This window comes from Sedimenticola selenatireducens (assembly GCF_963675335.2).
In the GTDB taxonomy this organism is placed as follows: Bacteria; Pseudomonadota; Gammaproteobacteria; order Chromatiales; family Chromatiaceae; genus Sedimenticola; species Sedimenticola selenatireducens.
On sequence record NZ_CAXXYC010000001.1, the window covers coordinates 142,934 to 164,092 of the forward strand.

At 54.3% G+C, this 21,159-nt stretch carries 22 protein-coding genes; 12 read left to right on the top strand and 10 right to left on the bottom strand.

Features of this window, described 5'->3' with window-relative positions; all coding sequences use genetic code 11:
* The 6 genes from ctaD to ACHZBF_RS00735 all read left to right on the top strand — a co-directional run bounded on the left by ctaD (position 1) and on the right by ACHZBF_RS00735 (position 5,558).
* Complete coding sequence (gene ctaD, locus ACHZBF_RS00710; protein WP_321527405.1) at positions 1-1,596, top strand: cytochrome c oxidase subunit I; 1,596 nt, start codon at positions 1-3, stop codon at positions 1,594-1,596.
* Between the two features lie 126 nt (positions 1,597-1,722).
* Positions 1,723-2,277, top strand: coding sequence for a cytochrome c oxidase assembly protein (locus ACHZBF_RS00715; RefSeq protein ID WP_321527406.1), 555 nt, complete (start codon positions 1,723-1,725; stop codon positions 2,275-2,277).
* Between the two features lie 59 nt (positions 2,278-2,336).
* The gene (locus tag ACHZBF_RS00720) at positions 2,337-3,212 is read left to right on the top strand and encodes a cytochrome c oxidase subunit 3 (RefSeq protein WP_273438657.1); all 876 of its coding nucleotides are present in this window, start codon (positions 2,337-2,339) and stop codon (positions 3,210-3,212) included.
* Positions 3,209-4,036: an SURF1 family protein gene (locus ACHZBF_RS00725; RefSeq protein WP_321527407.1), complete on the top strand. Its 828-nt coding sequence runs from the start codon at positions 3,209-3,211 to the stop codon at positions 4,034-4,036. The genes ACHZBF_RS00720 and ACHZBF_RS00725 overlap by 4 nt, the downstream gene beginning before the upstream one ends.
* Positions 4,037-4,110: 74 nt before the next feature.
* On the top strand, positions 4,111-4,644 hold the full coding sequence (locus ACHZBF_RS00730) for a DUF2244 domain-containing protein (RefSeq protein WP_029134194.1): 534 nt from the start codon (positions 4,111-4,113) through the stop codon (positions 4,642-4,644).
* Between the two features lie 140 nt (positions 4,645-4,784).
* Positions 4,785-5,558 (top strand): ferredoxin--NADP reductase, encoded by a 774-nt coding sequence (locus ACHZBF_RS00735; protein WP_029134195.1) that lies wholly within the window; start codon positions 4,785-4,787, stop codon positions 5,556-5,558.
* A gap of 32 nt (positions 5,559-5,590) precedes the next feature.
* Here ACHZBF_RS00735 and ACHZBF_RS00740 read toward each other — a convergent pair whose 3' ends face one another.
* Positions 5,591-6,568: an alpha/beta hydrolase gene (locus ACHZBF_RS00740; RefSeq protein ID WP_029134196.1), complete on the bottom strand. Its 978-nt coding sequence runs from the start codon at positions 6,566-6,568 to the stop codon at positions 5,591-5,593.
* A 387-nt stretch (positions 6,569-6,955) separates the two neighbouring features.
* Between ACHZBF_RS00740 and ACHZBF_RS00745 the strand changes: the two genes are divergently transcribed.
* Positions 6,956-7,486, top strand: a complete 531-nt coding sequence (locus ACHZBF_RS00745; protein WP_084610147.1) for a DUF4405 domain-containing protein — start codon at positions 6,956-6,958, stop codon at positions 7,484-7,486.
* Between the two features lie 27 nt (positions 7,487-7,513).
* Here the strand turns inward: ACHZBF_RS00745 and ACHZBF_RS00750 are convergent, their stop codons facing one another.
* Together ACHZBF_RS00750 and ACHZBF_RS00755 are read right to left on the bottom strand one after the other, a co-directional pair.
* A complete protein-coding gene (locus tag ACHZBF_RS00750) occupies positions 7,514-8,725 on the bottom strand; it encodes an MFS transporter (protein ID WP_029134197.1) in 1,212 nt (403 codons plus the stop codon).
* A gap of 225 nt (positions 8,726-8,950) precedes the next feature.
* Positions 8,951-9,697: a flavodoxin family protein gene (locus ACHZBF_RS00755; protein WP_321527409.1), complete on the bottom strand. Its 747-nt coding sequence runs from the start codon at positions 9,695-9,697 to the stop codon at positions 8,951-8,953.
* A 544-nt stretch (positions 9,698-10,241) separates the two neighbouring features.
* Here ACHZBF_RS00755 and ACHZBF_RS00760 point away from each other — a divergent pair.
* From ACHZBF_RS00760 to ACHZBF_RS00770, 3 genes are all read left to right on the top strand, one after another.
* The gene (locus ACHZBF_RS00760; RefSeq protein ID WP_321527410.1) at positions 10,242-11,606 is read left to right on the top strand and encodes an NAD-dependent succinate-semialdehyde dehydrogenase; all 1,365 of its coding nucleotides are present in this window, start codon (positions 10,242-10,244) and stop codon (positions 11,604-11,606) included.
* Between the two features lie 16 nt (positions 11,607-11,622).
* Positions 11,623-12,288 carry an FAD-binding oxidoreductase gene (locus ACHZBF_RS00765; RefSeq protein ID WP_029134200.1) on the top strand — a complete coding sequence of 222 codons (666 nt, stop codon included), beginning with the start codon at positions 11,623-11,625 and terminating at the stop codon, positions 12,286-12,288.
* A 104-nt stretch (positions 12,289-12,392) separates the two neighbouring features.
* Positions 12,393-12,617, top strand: a complete 225-nt coding sequence (locus ACHZBF_RS00770; RefSeq protein ID WP_029134201.1) for a hypothetical protein — start codon at positions 12,393-12,395, stop codon at positions 12,615-12,617.
* 76 nt (positions 12,618-12,693) lie between these two features.
* On the opposite strand, the gene ACHZBF_RS00775 is transcribed toward ACHZBF_RS00770, so the two are convergent.
* From ACHZBF_RS00775 to ACHZBF_RS19745, 5 genes are all read right to left on the bottom strand, one after another.
* Positions 12,694-13,971: an OmpA family protein gene (locus ACHZBF_RS00775; RefSeq protein WP_321527411.1), complete on the bottom strand. Its 1,278-nt coding sequence runs from the start codon at positions 13,969-13,971 to the stop codon at positions 12,694-12,696.
* Positions 13,972-13,977: 6 nt separating this feature from the next.
* Positions 13,978-14,835: a flagellar motor protein MotA gene (locus tag ACHZBF_RS00780; RefSeq protein WP_245621760.1), complete on the bottom strand. Its 858-nt coding sequence runs from the start codon at positions 14,833-14,835 to the stop codon at positions 13,978-13,980.
* 246 nt (positions 14,836-15,081) lie between these two features.
* On the bottom strand, positions 15,082-15,882 hold the full coding sequence (locus ACHZBF_RS00785; protein WP_321527412.1) for an arsenite methyltransferase: 801 nt from the start codon (positions 15,880-15,882) through the stop codon (positions 15,082-15,084).
* Between the two features lie 81 nt (positions 15,883-15,963).
* A complete protein-coding gene (sigZ, locus tag ACHZBF_RS00790; protein WP_321527413.1) occupies positions 15,964-16,509 on the bottom strand; it encodes an RNA polymerase sigma factor SigZ in 546 nt (181 codons plus the stop codon).
* 54 nt (positions 16,510-16,563) lie between these two features.
* Positions 16,564-16,713, bottom strand: coding sequence for a hypothetical protein (locus ACHZBF_RS19745; RefSeq protein WP_435685527.1), 150 nt, complete (start codon positions 16,711-16,713; stop codon positions 16,564-16,566).
* A gap of 130 nt (positions 16,714-16,843) precedes the next feature.
* Here ACHZBF_RS19745 and tehB point away from each other — a divergent pair, with 130 nt between their 5' ends.
* Positions 16,844-17,410 carry a tellurite resistance methyltransferase TehB gene (gene tehB, locus ACHZBF_RS00795; RefSeq protein WP_029134205.1) on the top strand — a complete coding sequence of 189 codons (567 nt, stop codon included), beginning with the start codon at positions 16,844-16,846 and terminating at the stop codon, positions 17,408-17,410.
* A 271-nt stretch (positions 17,411-17,681) separates the two neighbouring features.
* On the opposite strand, the gene ACHZBF_RS00800 is transcribed toward tehB, so the two are convergent.
* Together ACHZBF_RS00800 and ACHZBF_RS00805 are read right to left on the bottom strand one after the other, a co-directional pair.
* The gene (locus ACHZBF_RS00800) at positions 17,682-18,821 is read right to left on the bottom strand and encodes a hypothetical protein (RefSeq protein WP_157606840.1); all 1,140 of its coding nucleotides are present in this window, start codon (positions 18,819-18,821) and stop codon (positions 17,682-17,684) included.
* A 535-nt stretch (positions 18,822-19,356) separates the two neighbouring features.
* Positions 19,357-20,499: a helix-turn-helix transcriptional regulator gene (locus ACHZBF_RS00805; RefSeq protein ID WP_029134207.1), complete on the bottom strand. Its 1,143-nt coding sequence runs from the start codon at positions 20,497-20,499 to the stop codon at positions 19,357-19,359.
* A gap of 329 nt (positions 20,500-20,828) precedes the next feature.
* On the opposite strand from ACHZBF_RS00805, the gene ACHZBF_RS00810 reads away from it, so the two are divergent.
* The gene (locus tag ACHZBF_RS00810; protein WP_321527414.1) at positions 20,829-21,086 is read left to right on the top strand and encodes a tyrosine-type recombinase/integrase; all 258 of its coding nucleotides are present in this window, start codon (positions 20,829-20,831) and stop codon (positions 21,084-21,086) included.
* The last annotated feature ends 73 nt before the right edge of the window (positions 21,087-21,159 follow it).

Genomic DNA, 21,159 nt, shown 5'->3' on the forward strand with positions numbered 1-21,159 from the left:
ATGACGGATTCGATACAGGCACACGCAGATGAGAAACCGGCCGGTTTCTGGCGCTGGGTGGTGACCACCAATCACAAGGATATAGGTACTCTATACCTGCTGTTCGCACTGCTGATGTTCTTTATCGGCGGCACCATGTCGATGGTGATCCGTACCGAGCTGTTTCAGCCGGGTCTGCAGTTTACCGATCCGCTGTTTTTTAACCAGATGACCACCATGCATGCATTGGTGATGATCTTCGGGGCGGTGATGCCGGCCTTTGTCGGCCTGGCCAACTGGCAGATTCCCTTGATGATCGGTGCGCCGGATATGGCCTTTCCGCGCATGAACAACTGGAGCTTCTGGCTGTTGCCGTTCGCCTTCAGCATGCTGTTGAGCACCCTGTTCATGCCCGGTGGCGCACCTGCCGGTGGTTGGACCATGTATCCGCCGCTGGTGCTGATGACCGGCGATGCGTTTCCCTACCTGATCTTCTCGATTCACCTGATGGGGCTCTCCTCACTCATGGGTGCCATCAATATCATTGTGACCATTCTCAATATGCGCACCCCGGACATGCCGCTGATGAAAATGCCGCTGTTTGTCTGGACCTGGCTGGTGACCGCCTTTCTGCTGATTGCCGCCATGCCGGTACTGGCCGGTGTGGTGACCATGCTGCTGACCGACCGCTATTTCGGCAGCAGTTTCTTTAACGCCGCCGGGGGCGGAGACCCGGTGATGTTTCAGCATATCTTCTGGTTCTTCGGGCATCCCGAGGTCTATATCATGATCCTGCCCGCCTTCGGCGTGGTCTCGACCATCATTCCCACCTTTGCCCGCAAACCGCTGTTCGGCTACGCCTCGATGGTCTATGCAACCGCCTCCATCGCCTTCCTGTCATTCATTGTCTGGGCCCATCACATGTTCACCGTGGGTATGCCGTTGGTTGCCGAGCTGTTTTTCATGTACAGCACCATGCTGATTGCCATCCCCACAGGGGTGAAGATCTTCAACTGGGTCTCGACCATGTGGCGCGGCTCCATGACTTTCGAGACACCAATGCTGTGGGCGATCTCTTTTGTCGTGCTGTTTACCATCGGCGGGCTGTCCGGGGTGATGCTGGCCATCACACCGGCCGATTTTCAATATCAGGACACCTATTTTGTCGTCGCCCATTTCCATTATGTGCTGGTTACAGGGTCGGTGTTCGGCATTTTCGGTGCAGTCTATTACTGGCTGCCGAAATGGACCGGGAATATGTACAACGAACGACTGGGCAAGATCCATTTCTGGTGCTCGGTGGTATTCTCCAACCTGCTCTATTTCCCGCAACATTTTCTGGGTCTGGCCGGTATGCCGCGACGAATCCCGGACTATGCCATCCAGTTCACCGACTGGAACCAGGTCTCCTCCATTGGAGGTTTCGGTTTTGGGCTCAGTCAGTTGATCTTTGTCTATGTCGTGTTTCACGCGATACGCGCGGGGCGCAAGGCGCCGGCCCGGGTCTGGGATGGGGCCGTTGGACTGGAGTGGAGTGTGCCTTCGCCGGCACCCTATCACACGTTTCAGGAGCCGCCGAAATTGGCGGATGGGCAGTTACAAAGTGAGGGGGTTTAGGCTGTGCAGCGACAAATCGATACAGCGCAAGCCAGCCGTCGGCGCAACAACATCCTGCTGGCGCTGGGCCTGTTCATTGTCGCCCTGGTATTTTTCAGTCTCACACTCCTGAGCCATCTTTGAGCCATGAAAAATTCAACCCGACAACAGACTAACCGGAAACTGGCAGTGCGGCTGGCGGGCGTCACCCTTGCCATGTTTGCTTTCGGTTTCGCCCTGGTCCCGTTGTATGACGTGTTTTGTGATATCACCGGCCTGAATGGCAAGGGCGTAAACCGGATCAGTGCGGTGGAGCAGGTCGCGGTTGACGGCAGTCGTTGGGTGACAGTGGAATTTTTGTCCAACAGCAATGCGGCAGGCAGCTGGGAGTTTCAACCCAGCATCAGCAAGTTGCGGGTGCAGCCGGGGAAACTCTACTCGGTCAGTTACAGGGCCCACAACCCGACCAATCGGGCGATGACCATGCGGGCGGTTTCCAGTATCGCGCCTGGCACGGCGGCCGGATACGTCAACAAGCTGGAGTGTTTCTGTTTCCGGCAGCAGCGTTTTGCCGCGAATGAGCAGCGCCTGATGCCGCTGCGCTTCATGGTGGACAATAGGCTGCCGCCTGAGGTGGGCACCGTCAGTATCGCCTATACCCTGTTTGACAGCCTGGACGGAGAGTCCGCGCCCGGCTCCTGAATGGTCCAGGGTTTTCCGGTTCGTAACCCAGCCATGTTGATGGCTGAAGGTGTTATGCCATGTCTTCAGTAAACGATAGATACTATGTGCCGCATAACAGCTATTGGCCGATCCTGGGGTCGATTGGTTTATGCGCGTTGTTCGTCGGGTTTGCCCGCGTACTCACTGGTGAAAATATTGGCAGCACTTTGATGGTCGTGGGCGGTCTGATCATGGTGCTGATGCTGGTCGGCTGGTTCGGCACGGTGATTCGTGAGAGTCAGTCCGGCAGCTACAACCAGCAGGTGGGACGGTCATTCCGCTGGGGCATGTGCTGGTTTATCTTCTCCGAGGTGATGTTCTTCGGTGCTTTTTTTGCCGCGCTTTTCTATGCCCGCGTACTCTCGGTCCCCTGGCTGGGAGGCGAAGGCAGTGGCTTCAGTACCCACCTGTACGTCTGGCCCGATTTTCTCGCTGCCTGGCCGCTGCTGCAACTGCCTGACCCCAGTCAGTTCGATGTGGCCAAGGCACCCATGGCCGCCGCCGGAATTCCCGCACTGAACACCCTGATACTGCTCTCCAGTGCGGCCACTGTGACCTGGGCGCACTGGGGGTTGAAGGCCGGTCGCCGGCGCCAACTGATTGTGGGGTTGGTGCTGACCATTGCCCTCGGTCTGCTGTTTCTCGGGCTGCAGGCCTATGAGTACCGGCACGCCTTCACCGATCTCAATTTGAGCATCAGTTCCGGCATCTATGGCACTACCTTCATCATGCTGACCGGCTTTCATGGTCTGCATGTGACGGTGGGGGCGATTATGCTGATGGTTATCCTGGGGCGCAGTCTGGCCGGGCATTTTACCCCGCTGGGCCATTTTGCCTTTGAGGCCAGCGCCTGGTACTGGCACTTCGTGGATGTGGTCTGGCTGATCCTGTTTACCTTTGTCTACTGGCTATGAAACCTGTTGATGCAGAGCGTCGCAAAGACTCCGGTCTGCTGGTCGGCGGCCCGGGTGGTTGGCGTGGACTGGTAATTCGCCATCCCTCTATTCATCTGGGGCGCTACTGTTTCCAGCCGGGCTGGTCCATGACATTGTTGACCCTGGTGCTGGTCTCGTTGCTGGTGATGTTGGGTTTCTGGCAATTGGCTCGTGCGGAGGCAAAGGTGCAGCTGATCGACCGCTATGAGAAAAACAGCGCCCTGCCGGCGGTGGATCTGAATGCCGGGGATTTGAATGGTCAGCAGCTGGACTATCGCTTTGCAGCGGCTGACGGTGAGTATCGGGATGCCCCCTTCATTCTGCTCAATAACCAGATCTATCAGGGACGGGTCGGCTTTCATCTGCTGAATCTGTTCCGACTGGCGGAATCCGACCAGTACCTGCTGATCAACCAGGGCTGGGTTCCCGCGACCGCTGAGGGTAAACCGATGATCACGGCTTCCCGGTTCAACCTCTACAACAACCAGAAGGTGCAGGGCATGCTGGTACCCGTGCCGCGTGTCGGACTGCGCCTCGGGGAATTGCGTTATCAACCCGATGCCCCGGTAATGGAGTTGCCCTATCTTGACCTGTCCTGGTTGGGGCAGGTATTGCATGTGGATCTGCAGTCGTCTGTCTTATTGCAGGATGCGCAATTAGTGGGCCAGTACAGGCAACAGCGCGAGACGCTCTGGCTTGATCCGGAACGGCACCGGGGTTATGCGCTGCAGTGGTTCTCTCTGGCGCTGGCCCTGGTGATTATTTACCTGGTAACCAATCTGAAACGGCCTGATTCAAGCTGACCGGCACAGATTTCGCCGGGCCGGGTGTGATCGGGTTTTGGACCGCGGATGCGGGTCTGCGGAGGAGGTTCAGTATGGTGATGCATTATGAACTGCCCAATTCGCAGGGCGAGGTGTTTATTGTTCGCCCGAATAACTCGTTGAAGTGGCGGCACGCCAAGTGGTTGTTCAATATTATTGCCCTGGGCATGCTCGCTATCGCGCTGGCCTTCTGGTCGATTGGGGCCTGGCTGGTCTTTCCCTTTGTCGTCGCGGAGTTGGCGGTGCTCGCGTTTGCGCTCTACCGAACCTCGTTGAAGGCGTACTCCAGGGAGGTGATCTCGGTTGAAGCAGAATCGGTGCGGGTACAGCAGGGCCGGGATCACCCGGAGTTTCAGATGATCCTGCCCCATGCGCATGTCAATCTGCAAAGAGGGGAAGGCCCGTTGGGTTCCGGTCACCTCTACCTGCGGTCAGCGGATTCCGAAGTTGAAATAGGTGGTTGCCTGGTTGAGTCAGAGCGTGAAACACTGGCCGGTGATCTGGCCCGTGCGGTTGCCGCCTGCCGGGTGCTGGCTGGCTCACCTCTGCGGTCATCAGGCCATGGCTGGGGCTGGCGGGTACCCTGAACGGCAGTGCGAATACATCAGTAAATTTGTGGTTGGGCTTTCCCTATAAGCTGATTCCAATTACTTCTTTTGGATGAACTCTGGGCCGGGTTATGGTCTTACAACCAGTACCGCAAATTTTCCAGGACAGGTTTTATCCAATGAGTAATATTATTCGTGAACGGGTTACCAGTGTTCATCACTGGAACGAGACACTATTCAGCTTTAAGACCAGTCGCAACGACTCGTTTCGCTTTCACAATGGCCACTTCACCATGATCGGTATCGAGGTGGAGGGGAGGCCGCTGATGCGAGCCTACAGCATCGCGAGCGCAAACTATGAAGACGAATTGGAGTTTTTCAGCATCAAGGTGCCAGACGGCCCACTCACTTCACGCCTGCAGAAAATCCGGGCCGGTGATGAACTGCTGCTCAGTAAAAAATCCACCGGTACGCTGATAGCGGATCATCTGTTACCGGGCAAACGTCTCTACCTGTTGGCGACAGGGACCGGTCTGGCCCCATTTCTGAGTATTATCAAGGACCCCGATATCTACGAGCGCTACGAAAAGGTGATCCTGACGCATGGAGTACGCTATGTATCCGAGCTTGCCTATCAAAATATGATCCTTGATGAGTTGCCTCAGAATGAATTCTTTGGCGACCTGGTGGCCGACAAGCTCATCTATTATCCCACTGTTACCCGGGAATCCTTCCGTAACCAGGGGCGGCTGACCGATTTGATGGAGAGCGGCAAGCTGTTCAGTGATATTGGTCTGCCGGCATTTGATCATGAGCATGATCGCTTCATGATCTGTGGCAGTCCAAGCATGTTGAAAGATACCTGCAATATTCTGAAAAGTAGGGGATTTGACGAATCCCGCAATGGGGTGGTGGGACGTTATGTTATTGAACGGGCGTTCGTGGAGTCCTGATCGCCATATCTGTTCTTCTATTTTCCTGGTGCTCAAGCCTCCCTGATGATGGTTGTCCGGCGAAACTCATCATCAGGAAAGACCCGACCTGATATCAGGGTTTCGAAAATGTGCTCAAATACCAGTCCGGGCTGGCCCTTCTTTCTGCCGGACCGGAAATAGGAGTGCCCCTTGGGGCTATCGTAAATATTATTCACATCATCGCAGTCCACGGTATACACGTTGGCTGGGGTGAGCCGCATGTCCTCCGGGCCGGTATGTCCCAACCGGCGGGAGGCGATCTTGTTCTTGAGGTTGGATGCCTTGCTGGCGCGCAGCGCAAGATCATCGGACGCGAAGTAGACAATTACATTGCGTGAAGCGTGGCATATCAATTCGCCGGGTTCACCCACATGCAGGGATTCATTGACAATATCTGCCGCCACAAGAAAAGTATTTCTGAAAATAAGCGGAACCCCATCGGCCAGGTCATATCTGTTCCATGTGGAGAGGGTCTCGCGTAACACCCGGTTGCCCATCGAATGGGAGAGCACGTTGATTCGCTTGAAGCAGGGATCGGCTTGCGGATTGTACTCTTCAGAATTCCTCCAGGTTAAAAATTTTTCCAGAATCCTGGCAAACGAGTAGGCGCTTGAGTCGGCCGCCTTCTGATCATCCCAGTAATCCTGAACGATCCCGATATCGTTATCGCATGGCCAGATCAACGGCACGACCAGCACCTCCTGCTTCTTCTTTTTTTCGCACAGCTTCTGAAACTCCTCTACGGCACTGAACACCTCCTCAGGGAGATTTGAGAAGCCGTGAATGTAAATGAGTACCTGCCGGTAAGGAGCGATCTTGAGCCTGGAAAGAAATTCAATACTGCCTATTTCCGTATAGGCGGTATCGCCAGTCCTCTCGCAAAAAAAGACAGAGTTGCTTGCTGCATTATTATCAAGATTGAAATCAAACTTCCGTCCCACGCGGGTGCGTATACTCTGCTTAGGAAAACGGTTGGTGATGAACAGCATTGGTATTATCTCCCTCTATATCTACGCCACGTCATCCAACAGTGGATCCTGTACTAAACGTGAAAATCACAGAATTATTATCCACGACAAAACTCTGTCAGATTATGTGTTCCCCGGCATGGATCGACTGCCACCCGCACTGAAGTGGAAGAACAGCCTCGTGGCAGGATCATTAAAAGCGAGCGGTATCCTGTCCGTGGCCATACTCCCTCTGTCACTAATGAGATTAGCAGAGAATTGAAATTGATTGCACTTTTCGAAAAATTGCCCGTATGGTCGGTTTATCCGACCCGCTATTAACCGCCGTTACACTTTATTACAAGCCAGACATATGCCAGAAAAACAGCTCCCCTACACTGAAGTCTCAAATTTTGAGGGGAAGTCAACATGGCAAGTCAATTCAACACAGGTGTTGTAAAAGTGTTTCCGCGAAGAGTCATTACGCCTGTCACAGGAGCCCTGGCGCTGGTTATCGGTGTCAGTGGCGGTATGCTGTTCTTTCATCTGGGCGAGGGGCTGGTCAAGGTGGCCCATGAATGGCTGGGCTTGCTGTTCGTGGCAGCCATGCTGATTCACATACTCTCCAACTGGAAAGCATTTACCCAGCACTTCAGACAGAGTACTGCCAGGGCGGGGGTGCTTTCGGTACTACTGCTAACGGGAGTTTTTCTTGGCAGTGGCGCTATCAGCCAGCCGGGTGGTCCAAACGTCATATACAGTGCCTTGGGGGATGCGCCGATCGCATCGCTGGCGGTGTTGTTCAAAGTCGACGAATCGCTCTTGATAAAAGAGCTTGGGAGTCGTGGTATCCCTGTAGCCGCAAATGATCAGAGCATACGCGATGCCGCTGTGCTGGCAGGAATGAACGAACGCGATGCCGTGAAACAGCTGGTCAGCAGTGTAGGCAGCATGCGCTGATTTATGGATCTGGATAGTGTCTCGAGGTTATATTTTTATCGGCTTGTTTGTCGCCAGACGTTGAAACAGCAGTGATATCACTATGATGCCACATGCACTGGCCAGCATGAGCCAGCGCGTCTCCTGCCAGCTGCCCGTATAGGTGGCCAGTGCGGCCAGTGCCGGGGGGCCGAGTAACTGCCCCATGTGCGAGCCCTGTACCATCATGCCATTGACAGTGCCGATCTGCCCGCGTGTCGGGGCCACGACGGGAGCACCGGAGAGTACAGAGCCCGGTGTCATGCCGCCAAAGAATGAGAAGGCCAGACACAGTAGAAAGCGCGACAGATCAGAAAATCCGTCATTGAAAATGCCAAGCGCGGTAATGCCGAGACCGGCGCCGGAGATTATCAATGTGGTTGAACGCGTCAATCCCCATCGGAACAGCCAGCCCACCGTCAGGTTACCGGGGATATTGGCAGCCACCACCAGCGCGGTTAGCAGGCCCGTTGCTTCAAGTGACAGACCGCGCTGCTCGACCATGAAGCTGGGCAACCAGGCCATCAATGAGATCCATTGGATGGTGTAAAAGCCAAAACCGATGCTCAACAGCCAGGTGCCGGGACTGCGGATGGTCAGCATAATATTTTCCAGCAGGCCATGTTCCGGGGCGGCGGTAACATTGCCCGATTGTTTTCCGCTGTCGGTTTTTAACCAGAGAAGCGAGAGCCAGAGCAGTGTGGTGGCCGAGGAGAGTATCCAGAATGCACGCCATCCCATGGCGGCAACCATGATGGGTGTAAATATCATGGAGAGTGCCATACCCACCGGCATGTAAGTGGTCCATATGCCCAGCGAGAGTTGCAGATCATTGAGTGATGCGGCGCGCATAATCAGAATAGGTGCCGAGACAGCTACCGAGATGAAGCCAAAACCCTCGATAACCCGACTGAGCAGTAGTATTTCACCGGAATCAGCCAGCCCTCCTATAAGGCTGCCCAGGCTCAAGGTTCCCAGTCCAAGCATGGCCACCTGCTTCGCCCCCAGTCGATCGGCAAAGGTACCCGCTGCGATACCGAATACCATGCCTGTCAGGCTGAAGACTGACATCACCCAGCCGCCGACAATGAGGCTGATGGGTATCTGTGATCGGATCTCCGGCAATGCGGTTGGCGCCTTGCCATAATGAGCCGCCGCAAATATGCCGGCGGCCAGTGCGATGATGACGGCTCCCCAGTTGGTCTTTGATGGTTGTTTCATTGGCCTCAATAACTGATCGATGGTAACCGGCTATTGTCACTTGCAATCCGTTATTTTTCACGCACTTTTACTCTTTCTTCCTGATCCCTCTTGTGGAGGAAGTACCGGAGCTGGGGGCGATAGCCGTGTCGATGAAGCTTTCGGCAAAAAGGTTTTGGCCTGCCGTCTGGTTGAATATACCTTGACCGGGCCAGGATGCGGCCGCCGAGATGTTAAACGGGCGGATTACCGGTAATCCGGGTTCGGGTGGTCAAAATTGCAGCCCGCCTCCCACTTGTCGCGTTGATTGCCATGCGCAGGAATGCCGCGATTTTCCTCCAGCATTCGGGCCATGTGCAGCAGGTTCCAGGTCATGAAAGTGGTATTGCGTTGGGTGAATTCGTTCTCGGGTCCGCCTGATCCTTGATCGGCGTAGGAGGGCCCAGGTCCCGCTTCACCAATCCAGCCGGCGTCTGCCTGCGGCGGGATGGTGTAACCGAGATGCTGCAGGGCATACAGCACGCTCATGGCGCAGTGTTTCACGCCATCTTCGTTGCCGGTGATTATGGTTCCACCCACTTTTCCGTAATAGACATATTGCCCGTGTCTGTTCAGTTTTCCCGACTCACCGTAAAGGCGCTCAATGACACGGCGACAGACTGAACTCTCCTCTCCCAGCCAGATTGGTGTGCCGATCACCAGAATGTTGGCCGCCATGACCTTGCGGCAAAGACCTGGCCAGTCATCCCGTTCGAAGCCATGTTCTGTCATGTCGGGGTAGACGCCGGGAGGCAACAGATAATCGACAGGGCGCAAGATCTCGGTTTTGACTTTGTTGGCCGCCATGATGGAGCGGGAGACATCGATCAGGGCTTCGGTGTTTGAAGTCACGCCGGTTGGCTTGAGTGTGCAGTTGAGAAAAAGGGCGGATAGTCCCGTGAAGTCAAAGGGGTGATTGTCACAAAGTGCCTGTTGTTCGCTGTTCAATTGCATGATAGCGATCCTCCCGCCGCGTGTAGGCCCATGAACAGGGTCATCCTGTTTAGAAAATATAGGCTATTCAGCAGACCAGAATCCACCAAAACCGGCCGGTGGCTCCCGCCATGCATCAGTCACCTGAAACTGAGCGTCTATAATGATCGGAAGGTGTATCCGGTTTCCGATAGATCCGAACTGAAAATGGCGCACAAATAGCAGCAAGCGGACCATTCAGGCATGTATTTACTGCACAACAATTTGACTCGCTACAGTCGGTTGTCCTTGGAAAATGACTGTTGCAGCTGCAATCTCGGCAGCAACAGAGTGCAGTACCCGGGCAGGGTTGTACCCTGCTTCAGCTCTTCAATCCGTGCCGAAAAGGGTGTCCAAGCCGGAGGAGCCACAGATCCATCCGCCCAAGCCGGAGCGACCAGTCAAACCTCCGGCCGGCCCGGGTAAGCCGCCAGTGGTGGCAGGCTTGCACCCAGGATGTTTGCCCCATCTGTTTCCGACGCATGCAGACCGTACGGAACATTGTCGGTAGTGGAGTTTTCAAGTCATGATGATCAGTTCAATCAACCCCGCAACGGGTCACGAGATACAGTCTTACGAACAGCTCTCTGCGGATGACCTGTCAACCCTGTGCGTGAATGCATCACACGCACAGGGTGACTGGATGGCGCTGCCAATCGATCAGCGTGCCGCACTGTTACGCGAAGTTGCCCGGCAACTGGAGACGGGGAAGCGGCAGCTGGCAAAGCTCATTACCTCAGAGATGGGCAAGCTCATTGGCGAAGCCGAGAGTGAAGTCGAAAAATGTGCCTGGATCTGTCATTACTATGCCGACACGGCCAAACAGTTTCTCGCGGATGAGGTTATCGAGTCCGATGCCAGCCGCAGTATGCTGGTCAAACAGCCGCTGGGTTTGGTGCTGGCCATCATGCCGTGGAATTTCCCTTTCTGGCAGGTTTTTCGCTGTGCCGCCCCGGCGCTGATGGCCGGCAACGGCGTCTTGTTAAAGCATGCCTCCAATGTGCCGGGCTGCGCGCTGATGCTGGAGCAGCTATTCCAGGATGCGGGATTTCCGAGCAGTGTTTTCTCAACCCTGCTGATTTCATCAGGTCAGGTGGCCGACCTGGTGGCCGATGCACAGATACATGCCATCAGCCTCACCGGGTCCGAGGCGGCCGGCCGCAGCGTGGCCTCGGTGGCGGGGAAGAATCTGAAAAAGTTAGTCCTTGAGCTGGGAGGTTCAGATGCCTTTGTGGTGCTGGATGACGCAGATCTTGATGCCGCGGTAAAGGCGGCCGTACAGTCCCGTTTTCTCAATTGCGGGCAAAGCTGTATTGCCGCCAAGCGGTTTATTGTGGTGGATGGGATAGGAGACCGTTTTGTCGAAAAGTTTCACGCCGCTATCAACAATCTGCAAGTCGGCAACCCGCTGGAGGCGGAGACCACGCTGGGTCCCATGGCACGGGATGATCTGCGTGAGACCTTGCATCGGCAGGTAACCGACAGTATCGATCAGGGTGCCCTGCTGCTTGCCGGTGGCCAGTTCCTGCCCCGGCCGGGCTGGTTCTATGCCGCTACCCTGCTGGACCAGGTAACACCCGGTATGCCGGCCTATGAAGAGGAGCTGTTTGGGCCGGTGGCTGCGGTGATACGGGCCACCGATGAGCAGGATGCCCTGCGCATTGCCAATGACAGCCGATTTGGTCTGGGCGGCAGCGTGTGGACAGGAGATGCGGCACGCGGCGAAGAATTTGCGCGCCGCATGGCGTGCGGTTCCGCCTTCGTTAACGGCCTGGTCAAAAGCGACCCAAGATTGCCCTTTGGCGGCATAAAGCATTCCGGCTACGGCCGTGAGTTGTCCCGTCTGGGTATTCAGGAGTTCATCAACGCCAAAACCGTGTGGATAAAATAGCGGGGGGATAATAGGCATGACCTACACCACAACACTATTGATGAGCGAATTTGTCACCCATGATGTAAAGCGCTTCATCGTGGAAAAACCGGATGGGTTCACATTCACCCCCGGCCAGGGGGTGGAGTTGGCGATTGATAACAGCCGCTGGAGAGACCAGGGACGCCCGTTCACGCCGACATCCCTGGCGGACGACCGTGTGCTTGAATTTATAATCAAGCGGTATCCGGAGCATCAGGGGGTCACACAGGCGCTGCATGAGCTACCGCCCGGCGCAACACTGACCCTGAGTGACCCTTTCGGTACCATCGAATACAAGGGGCCCGGTGTTTTTATCGCCGGTGGCGCCGGCATCACCCCCTTTATCGCCATTCTGAGGGATCTGTCCATACAGAAGAAACTCAAGCATCAGACGCTGATGTTTTCCAACAAAACCCCGGCGGATGTTATTAACGAAAAGGAGTTCAGATACACGTTGGCTGAACGCTGCCTGCTGACCTGCACCCAGGCCAATGTGCCGGGTTATGACCATCAGCGAATCGACAGGACGTTTCTTGAGAAAAAGCTTACTGATTTTGACCAGCATTTTTATATCTGTGGACCCGATCCATTTACCAAAGCCATAACAGATGCCCTGGCGTCGCTGGGTGCGAAATCGGATGCGCTGGTGTTCGAGCAGTAGCAGTCGCTGCCAGTGCCGGCCATGCGATGGCCGCTGTTGCTGATTGTTGATCAGGGAAATACTTTGTAACTGAAACCCTTCAGGTTTATACGGCAGGTGATGTCATGACGAAAGCAACCCCACTGGACTGGTATTCGGAAGCCATACCATTCGAGGAGCTATTGCAGATTGCCCGTTCCCGGATCACGCTGTGCAACGCCCACTCCCGGCCAGAGGTATATCAGTGTGCGCTACAGGTAGTCCGGCAAAAATTATGCCCCTGCGTGGCGTCGGAAGAGCAGATTGTCAACGCCTTGGTGGATGAGTTTCTGCATACGGCAGGGCGGTGAACCTGTCACCCAAACCCTTCCTGGTCCTTGTTCTGCCGAGCGGGACAACTGACTCCAGACCCTTGGTCTGGCCGCACTAGCGTGCCGTCAGCTTGATCTCGATACGGCGGTTTTGCCGGTAGGCCGCCTCGTTGTTCGCCGGATTCAGCGGGTGGAACTCGGCAAAGCCGGTGGCGGCCATGCGCTGTTGGGAAATGCCCCGCGCCGCCAGATGGCGCAATACCGACACGGCCCGTGCCGTGGAGAGCTCCCAGTTGGAGGCAAATACGGCGCTCTTGATCGGTACCCGGTCGGTGTGTCCATCAATGCGTAAAATCCAGTCGATCTGATCCGGGATGATCTTGATCACATCACGCAGCACCCGGGCCAGCTCATCAAGCTGTTGCTGGCCTGCTTCGCCCAGTTGCGCCGAACCCGAATCAAACAATAGTTCTGACTGGAACAGGAAGCGGTCCCCCTTCACCTGGATGTAGGGGTTGGATTTAAGCAGGCTGCTTAGCTGACCAAAGAAATCCGAGCGATAGCTCTCCAGTTCGTTGACGCGCCGCGCCAGTTCGACATTCAGCCGTTTGCCAAGATCGGTGATTTCGGCCGCTTGCGCTATTTTTTGTTTCTCGGCAAGCGCCAGGGCCTGGCTGATCTCCTTGAGCTGGGCGCTGAGTCCGTCGATTTTCTGTTTGAGCAGCGCCACCTCGGCCTGGGCGTCGGCGGAGAGCCGTCGCTCCTCTCTCAGCGCCTGTGACTGTTCGCCAACCAGGGCACTGAGGGCCTGGATACGGATCTCCCGGTCCTCGACCTCCACCTGTGCCAGATGGGTGCGTTCGTTCGCCTCGGCCAGGCGTGCCTCCAGTGCCTTGCTGCGATCACGCAGTTGGGTCGCCTCATCGGTCTGCTGCCGGAGATTGGCGCTCAGGCTGCCGATCTGCGCTTCCAGTTCCGTCCGCAGTTGCCGGAGCCGGTCGATGTCCTGTTGCAGGCTGGCGATGTTCAGCAACTGTTGTTCGATCTGCTGACGATCGGCTGCCTGCGCCTGCTTCAGTTGATCCATCTGGTTGGTGAGATCATAGCGCTCTTCGGTGAGCTGACTGATCATCCCGGATAGATTCTCTACATTAGCCGACAGCGCCTGGTTCTTCTGCTGCTCCAGTCCGAGCTCAATGGTCAGTTGATTGAGGCGTTGTTCCAGGTCGCCCAGTTCGCTCTCCTGGCTGGAGAGGATCTGGGTCAGCATGAACTGGGCGAAGGTGAAGACCAGCAGAACGAAGATGACCAGCATGAGCAGGGCGGCCAGGGCATCCACATAGCCGGGCCAGACGTTGACGCTGAGACGGCTGCGGCGTGAGTAGGCTGACATGGGATATCACTCCGCGCCGCTGCCAGGCTGTTTTCCAGCCACCGCCTCATCGGTGGCTGGTTGCATCTGCGACGACTGGTTGCGTTGCCCCAGCTTCTCCTCGATGAGCAGGCTGAGACGCTGCTCCATATCATCAGGGTCCTCCACGGGGGGACGGCCACCGGGTTCGTCGATCAACTGGGTGACGCCGGAAAGCCACTCCTCCAGATCGTTGAAAAAGCGGTTCTGGGCATGCCCGGCGAGGATATCGATGAATCCCAGCACCAGGGAGCCGCCGAGGCCGAACAGGGATGAGCTGAAGGCGGTGCCCATGCCGTTGAGGGGTTGCTGCAGCCCGGCCTTAAGCTGTCCGAAAACGGCCGCAAAGTCACGATTGCCCACGTCCAGCCCACCAATGACACTGCTCACCGAGGAGATGGTGCCGAGCAGCCCCCAGAAGGTACCGAGCAGGCCGAGAAAGACCAGCAGACCGATCATGTAGCGGGAGATCTCGCGGGACTCATCGAGGCGCGCGCGAATGCCGTCCAGTACTGTGCGCAATGACAGGGCGGAGAGACGGAAACGGTCCTTGCGCCGTCCATGCAGATGGCGGGCCAGCCCTTTCATCAGGCGCGGGCTTTCGGCAACGGAAATCCCCGCCTCCCCGGTCCGGAACAGGGTGATCCAGCGGATCTCCGGTTCCAGGATCACCACATGGCGTATGTTGATGATAATGCCGATCAGCAGGGCGCCGATAATCAGTGAGTTGAAACCCCAGTTTGCCATGAAGGCGCTTTGCAGCGGCGCAAACAGCAACAGGCAGACGCCGGCCACCAGGGCCAGATAAATACCCATCCAGAGCAGGGAATGGCGTGGATTACTCATGTCTTGAGAAACCTCCCGAAAGCAGAGTTGCCACCATACTCCGGGACGGCAGGGGGTTCAACGGGGCGCATGGCCCCGCCATGTGTGGCGCGCCGGCAAATCACGAATCTGTGATCGGCTCGATTAATTTGCCGGGGCGGAAGAAAAGGGTGGCCTGACCGGATGACTTCCCATCGTGCCGCGCAGGCCATATCACCCGGTGGCGGCAGTCCGTTAGGGTGCGGGCGGTCCGGGTTAACACGGTTGTTAAGTTGCTGGCTTTACCGCCTCAATCGCTGCGGAAACGATATAGTCTGAAATATCACTCCCCGGCACCCATTCACGGATGAACGATCTGCTTTCATCCTTTGGGGCAACATGAATGCTCGTGAACCCTGCTCCTGCCAGCATCCGCTCAATCTCCGGCACCGGGGATGCACCCGCCATGCACCCCGCATACAGCGCCATGTCTTCACGAACCTCTTGGGGCAGTTCCGTAGCGGCAACCACGTCCGAAATTGCCAGTCTGCCGCCGGGTTTCAGGACACGGTAAGCCTCGGAAAATACCCTGGGCTTGTCTGGTGACAAATTGATGACACAGTTTGAAATGATCACATCGACACTGCCATCGGCGACCGGCAGGTTCTCGATCTCGGCGAGGCGAAACTCCACATTCCGGTAGTTGCCCTGGTCCGCATTGGCGCGTGCCTTGGTGATCATTTCAGGGGTCATATCCACGCCGATGACGTGTCCCGTGTCTCCCACCTGTCGGGCTGCAAGAAAACAGTCGAAGCCGCCACCGCTACCCAGGTCAAGGACGATTTCACCTGCCTTGAGTGCAGCAATTGCTTGCGGGTTTCCACATCCAAGCCCCATGTTTGCTCCTTGGGGGGTGGACGTAACATCGTCAGTGCTGTAACCCATTTCTTGTGAAATGGCCTCGGCACTTGGCGTGGAGGCATCACAGCAGGTTGTGCCACAACCGCAGCCCGCATTTTCACTCTCTGCCACTTGCCCATACCGCCGGCGCACCGCCTGGCGGATCTCATCATTTCTCACATAACCCATTGGTTTCTCCTGTCGCTTGGGTACCGACGCTGGTTGCGTCATACCCATATAGACGGAGACATAGCAAAAAAGACGCAAAATTCACGAGCACCGTCCATTGCACTCTTTTTGACGCGGCTCATAGTCGACGACGCCGTTTTGTCCGGTTTCGATCACGCAACAGTCGTGCAAGCGCTGCCGTAATTGGTCACGGCCCCGCTGTATCCTCGATTTCGCTCCGGAATAGGAGAGTCCAAGGTGCGTTGCTACCTCCTTTTGGGATAACCCCTCAATCTCGGACAGCGTCAGGGCCAAGCGGTAGGTCTCCGGCAGGTCGTCAATAAGCGGCTGGAGACAGCTAGCCAGTTCCTCTACCGGGTCGCGCTCCCGTTCCGGGGCGGTCAATTCCTCCGGCAGTTCAGTCCAGGGTTTCTGCGATCGGTAGTGATCGGCGATGACGTTTGATGCGATCCGATACAACCACGGTGCGACGCTACCGCGCACCCGCAGTGAATGGAGGTTTTCATACGCCTTAATAAATACCTCTTGGAGGATATCATCCACCACGTCCGGTTCAGGTACGCGTCTGACCACGTAAGCGCGTAAACGCGCCTTGTGTTCGTCCCATATGTCAGATATCGGGTGCATGGTTTTCTCAATTTAAGGAGCGTTTGATCATAAGCAGGATTAGGCCTTTGATTCTCAGGCACCTGTTAAAATCCCATCGAAGAATCGGGTAAGACCAGCAAAATCATCCACCGGCAGAATATTCGCAATGTACTGATCCGGATGGACAAGGATCATACAAACCAAAGTATGGCAAAATATGGGGTCAAATGAAAAACTATTCATGGACCTGCGTGTGCGATATTGGGTTTCTCATCCGACCCCAATTTTTGTTAATAGCTTTGGCTATTGCCATTTAACTGCGCCTAAAAAGTAGTAACATACAGGTCCTCATTTCAAAAACTAAGTGGTTGCCATGACAGTTGACCTAAATAGCCGTTACGGCTTAAATCCTGCGCATAGTGAAGTGGTAGAGGCGTGCAAAATTATTGAGCCATGCAATGCCTTGGATATGGGCTGTTCCAATGGACGCAATGCCTTATATCTCAACCAGCTTGGCTTTAACGTGATCGCAGTAGACAACAACCCCAGCGCTATCGATATGCTGCAGCAGATTGTGAGCGAAGAGGGGATAGCCAACATTAAGGCGCAGGTGTACGACATCAATAATGCCGGGCTTGGTGTGGATTATGGCTTTATTGCCAGCACCGTAACCTTAATGTTTCTCGACCCAACTCGTGTTGATGCTGTTATTGCCGATATGCAAGAGCATACTCTGCCCGGCGGTTATAACCTGATTGTTTGCGCCATGAGCACTGAAGAACACCCATGCCCAGTCCCCTTCGCTTTTACCCTGAAAGCAGGGCAGTTGCGTGAGGCTTACGCGGGGTGGGAGCTGATTAAGTACAATGAAGATTTAGGTACCATGCACAATGGCGCGCAATTGCAGTTTGCGACCATGTTGGCGCGGAAACCTGGGTAGTTAAATGAATGATGAAGGCCGTTGTTACCTCAGCGGTCGACATAACCACACCGCATAAAGATTCAACAGACTACCTAGCCATAACTGGCTCCAATGCACGTTTTGGCCCTCCCAAGAGATGAAAAAGCAGACGCGCCATCGGTGGTCTCATCATCTACCGGGGCGGCGTCTCGTCAGAGAAACCCTCGCTCCGTTGACTAAAGGCGGCTAATGGGTGACCCTGAATATTCGTGTCAGGTTGTGGTTCTCGAATTTTCTCGGTGTTTCCCAGTCAATTTTGTCCTATCTGCTTTTTTGATTGAATTTGCCCCGCCAATCCAGATTTTACCGGCACCCTGATATAGCATTCCCTGTTCGCATCCGCCGAATCAGGATAACTGTTTCTGAATTCAAAACCCGTTGAAAATCTTTTTCCACCGGAAGCGGGAGTCGTTACAAATGATATGGACACTTCTGTTGAAATATAGTCGTAGCTTTTGGTTTCAGGTGTGCTGTTTCCACGCAGATAACGAGCGTCACGGATTTTTTTCATCACGATCTCGGCATTGATTTGCGAAACAGGTGGATGAAACCGGTCCTGTTTCCCGATATAGCATTGCAGATAGATGAGGTCCTGGTGGTCGGCGGCGTGAAACTCACAGTCATCCTTGTCAAAAACTATTTGACCACGCCCGTCATGCCCCTGAAAGAACTGGATGGTGTCTTTGATATCTTCGATTGTTCCCGAATCATGGTAATCGTTGATTTTTACGGGGTATTCTGCTTTCCGCTGATCTATGGAAGAACTCTCACTCTCCCAACCGAGAATATACTCATCTGCCGTGTTATATACAGCCACTATATGGCGCGGGCCTTGAGTCAGAGGATTACTGTCATTTGATACACATGCCAGGATCTTGTCGTTGGTGTTTATATTTTTTACCGAGCGATAACGCTCGTAGCCGGTTGTGGCTCCAAATGCCAATTTCCGTGGAAAAATCACATACTTGGAAATGTTTATCGACACCTTTTCCCGTGTAGCGAGATTTTGGCAGTTTCCCAATAAAACCAGGCGAGCCCGTTCAACAGTTTTTTTGTTTTTGATCCGGTTGATGTCATCTGTCCTTTTGACGATAAAACCCGTGCATTTGATTGGGTTGCCTTGCAGATTGAAACTGACGTCATAAACATCGATGGGACTTATTGCCTTATCGGCAAATATGGCGTCCTGATAAACAATCAGTTTCTCCAGGTCGTCAATCAGCAAGTCACTTGTCTTAACAGTGATGGCAGAAGTGTCGGTTGGTCCAAAATCGAGCAGAATATCCATGAAGTAATCTTGTACCAGGGGTGTCCAAATACTCCCAGACTCAGCGCATGGTGCAAATTGCGGGAATATAAAAATCAGCAACCCTAAGTATGTGGTCTTCATCGGCATCACCTCCCTTTAAAGGCCCCAGCTTGGCGAGGTAGTAAAATTGAAGCGCCAACAGCCAAAGTTCCATTCAATGGGGTATGAAGTTCCTTGTGCATATTCTTAATCCATGTGACCGATTACTTTGAAGAGGCACGGCAAACGGCCAAAAGCCCAGTAACGTCGCATAGAGATAAGCAAGTATCGGGCCATGTAATATAAATCAATAACTTATATCTATTGCCATGATTAACATGTAAAACGGGTCGTCTCCCCCGAACGGGGGATATGGGCAATGCCGGATTATGAAAAGAAGAGACGGTCAGCGTAAGCGGCACAATTAACCGTGCGCCAAGATTGCACTCATCCAGCATGTGTCGATCGGTATCGGCAGACACCAAGTTCTTGGCAATTTCGAAGGTGTCACTGATCGATCGGCAATTCTCACGATGGCGAGAATAGACCGGTGAGAGCTTGGGCTATATGCGCAAGGCATTGCATCTTTAGTTTTGTTCCGTCCGAAGTCTTGAATTGATAAGCCTGTGTCGGTTCTTCAGGATGGAAAGCTGCGCATCACCACTGAAATGAGTTCGCTTTGTCGGTGGGTGTTGGTTTTTTTGAAAATATGTTTCAAGTGAGATTTCAAGGTTTCACGAGAAATTTTCATGGCATCGGCAATCTCCTTGCCGGTATAACCCTGAACCAGCATGATCGTTACCTTGGTTTCCGACACCGTCAAGTTGTAGCGGTGTCGGATCAATTCCTCCCTGGATTCACTAGCGGCATCAGGATCATGAATAAAAATAACAACCGCATTATCACGCTTACTATTGATATTTGTTTGTTCATAGGCTGGTGCAATCAGCAATTCAAAGGGGCGTTTTCCTGATGGGCGGAGAACAGGAAAGGACCGGCCATGGGTGATGGCTTCACCCTGAATCGTTTTGCATATGCCATTGATAAGTCTATAGAGCGCAGTATCCTCGCCGGGAAGCATGGTGTGGAGCTCATGATTTCTGAGATGCAGTCCATCTGCCCGTTCAAGCATCACTCTTGCTGCATCATTGATTTCCAGTACCTGGCCAGAGATATCCAGAAGTACAACGCCTTGAAGAACCGTGTCGACAACTCTGGATAGCCGGTCAAGTCGCGCATCTATATGAGAAATTTTTGTGTGCAGCTGTAACGCGGTTTGCAGGTGAGGAAGTATGAGTTCGCAGAACCTCAATCGACTTGCCGGATCCAAATGTCGCTTATCCTTGGCATAGTGTAGAGCGATAGTTGAATGTACCTGTCCCGTTTTTTGTAAGGTGATTCGGATGGCATTCCGAACCGTTAAACCTTGTGGTGACACATGATCATTGAAGAATTCACCCTTCTCCACCTCTTTATCGGGGATCAGATCAGCTAGCAAACCCAGCGTACCGGGGTTAGGCAGTAGCGACGGGTGGATGGAGATATATGGGTTGATGTACTGGTAGTAAGCGTCATACTCCTGTGCATACCGCTCTTCCAGGTTGATGCAGCACTCCAGATTTGTCTGGCGTATGGATGAGTTGTGGTGAACGAACAATCCCTGGTCTGCACCGACGGTTTGACAGATTGCCGTTATGACGTTGCGCCAAGCCTCATCATCTCCAGCAGCTTGATAGATGAGCGGGATCAGGTTGAGTACGGCCTGCTGCATATCCTGCATGGCATCGAACCTCCTTGTCGCGGTTGAACAATCTATCTGTAACCCCAGGTTTCCCGGGCAACTGCGTGAGTCGTTAGCTGCGCTACCCTTAAGAATAGGATATGTATGGCGCCCTGCAACCTGGCATCAAGGGACCAAAAGTGCGGTATTGGGTTTTTCATCTGACCCCAATGGTGTTTTCATTTTTATCTTTCGATAGACGATTTATTAAAATGACAAGCGCCCACGGATTTCACAATGCAGAGCGCTAAAATAGCCCCATTGTGTTTTTCATCTGACCCCAATTATTTTTTCCCGCGAAACAGCCATCGATCGACCCCCGCTCGGGATTGAAGCGCCGGCACCACATAATTGACAGAACGCTGCAGCGACAGGTGCGTGATGCAGTACGCTGTGCCGGAATTCCCCGTCAATGCTCCAGCCACACGTTTCGACACAGCTTTGCCACCCGGTTGCTGGAGAAGGGTTACGATCTCCGAACCATTCAGGAACTCTTGGGTCATGCCGATTTGAAAACAACCGAGATCTATACCCACGTGGTGAAGAAGGGCGGTCTGGGGGTTAACAGTCCGGTTGATGATTTTTAGCGGACTGTTATGGGGCAATGGGCTGCTGCCGAGGGGACAGCTCGGGACCGGCCAAACGACCGATCCCGACACC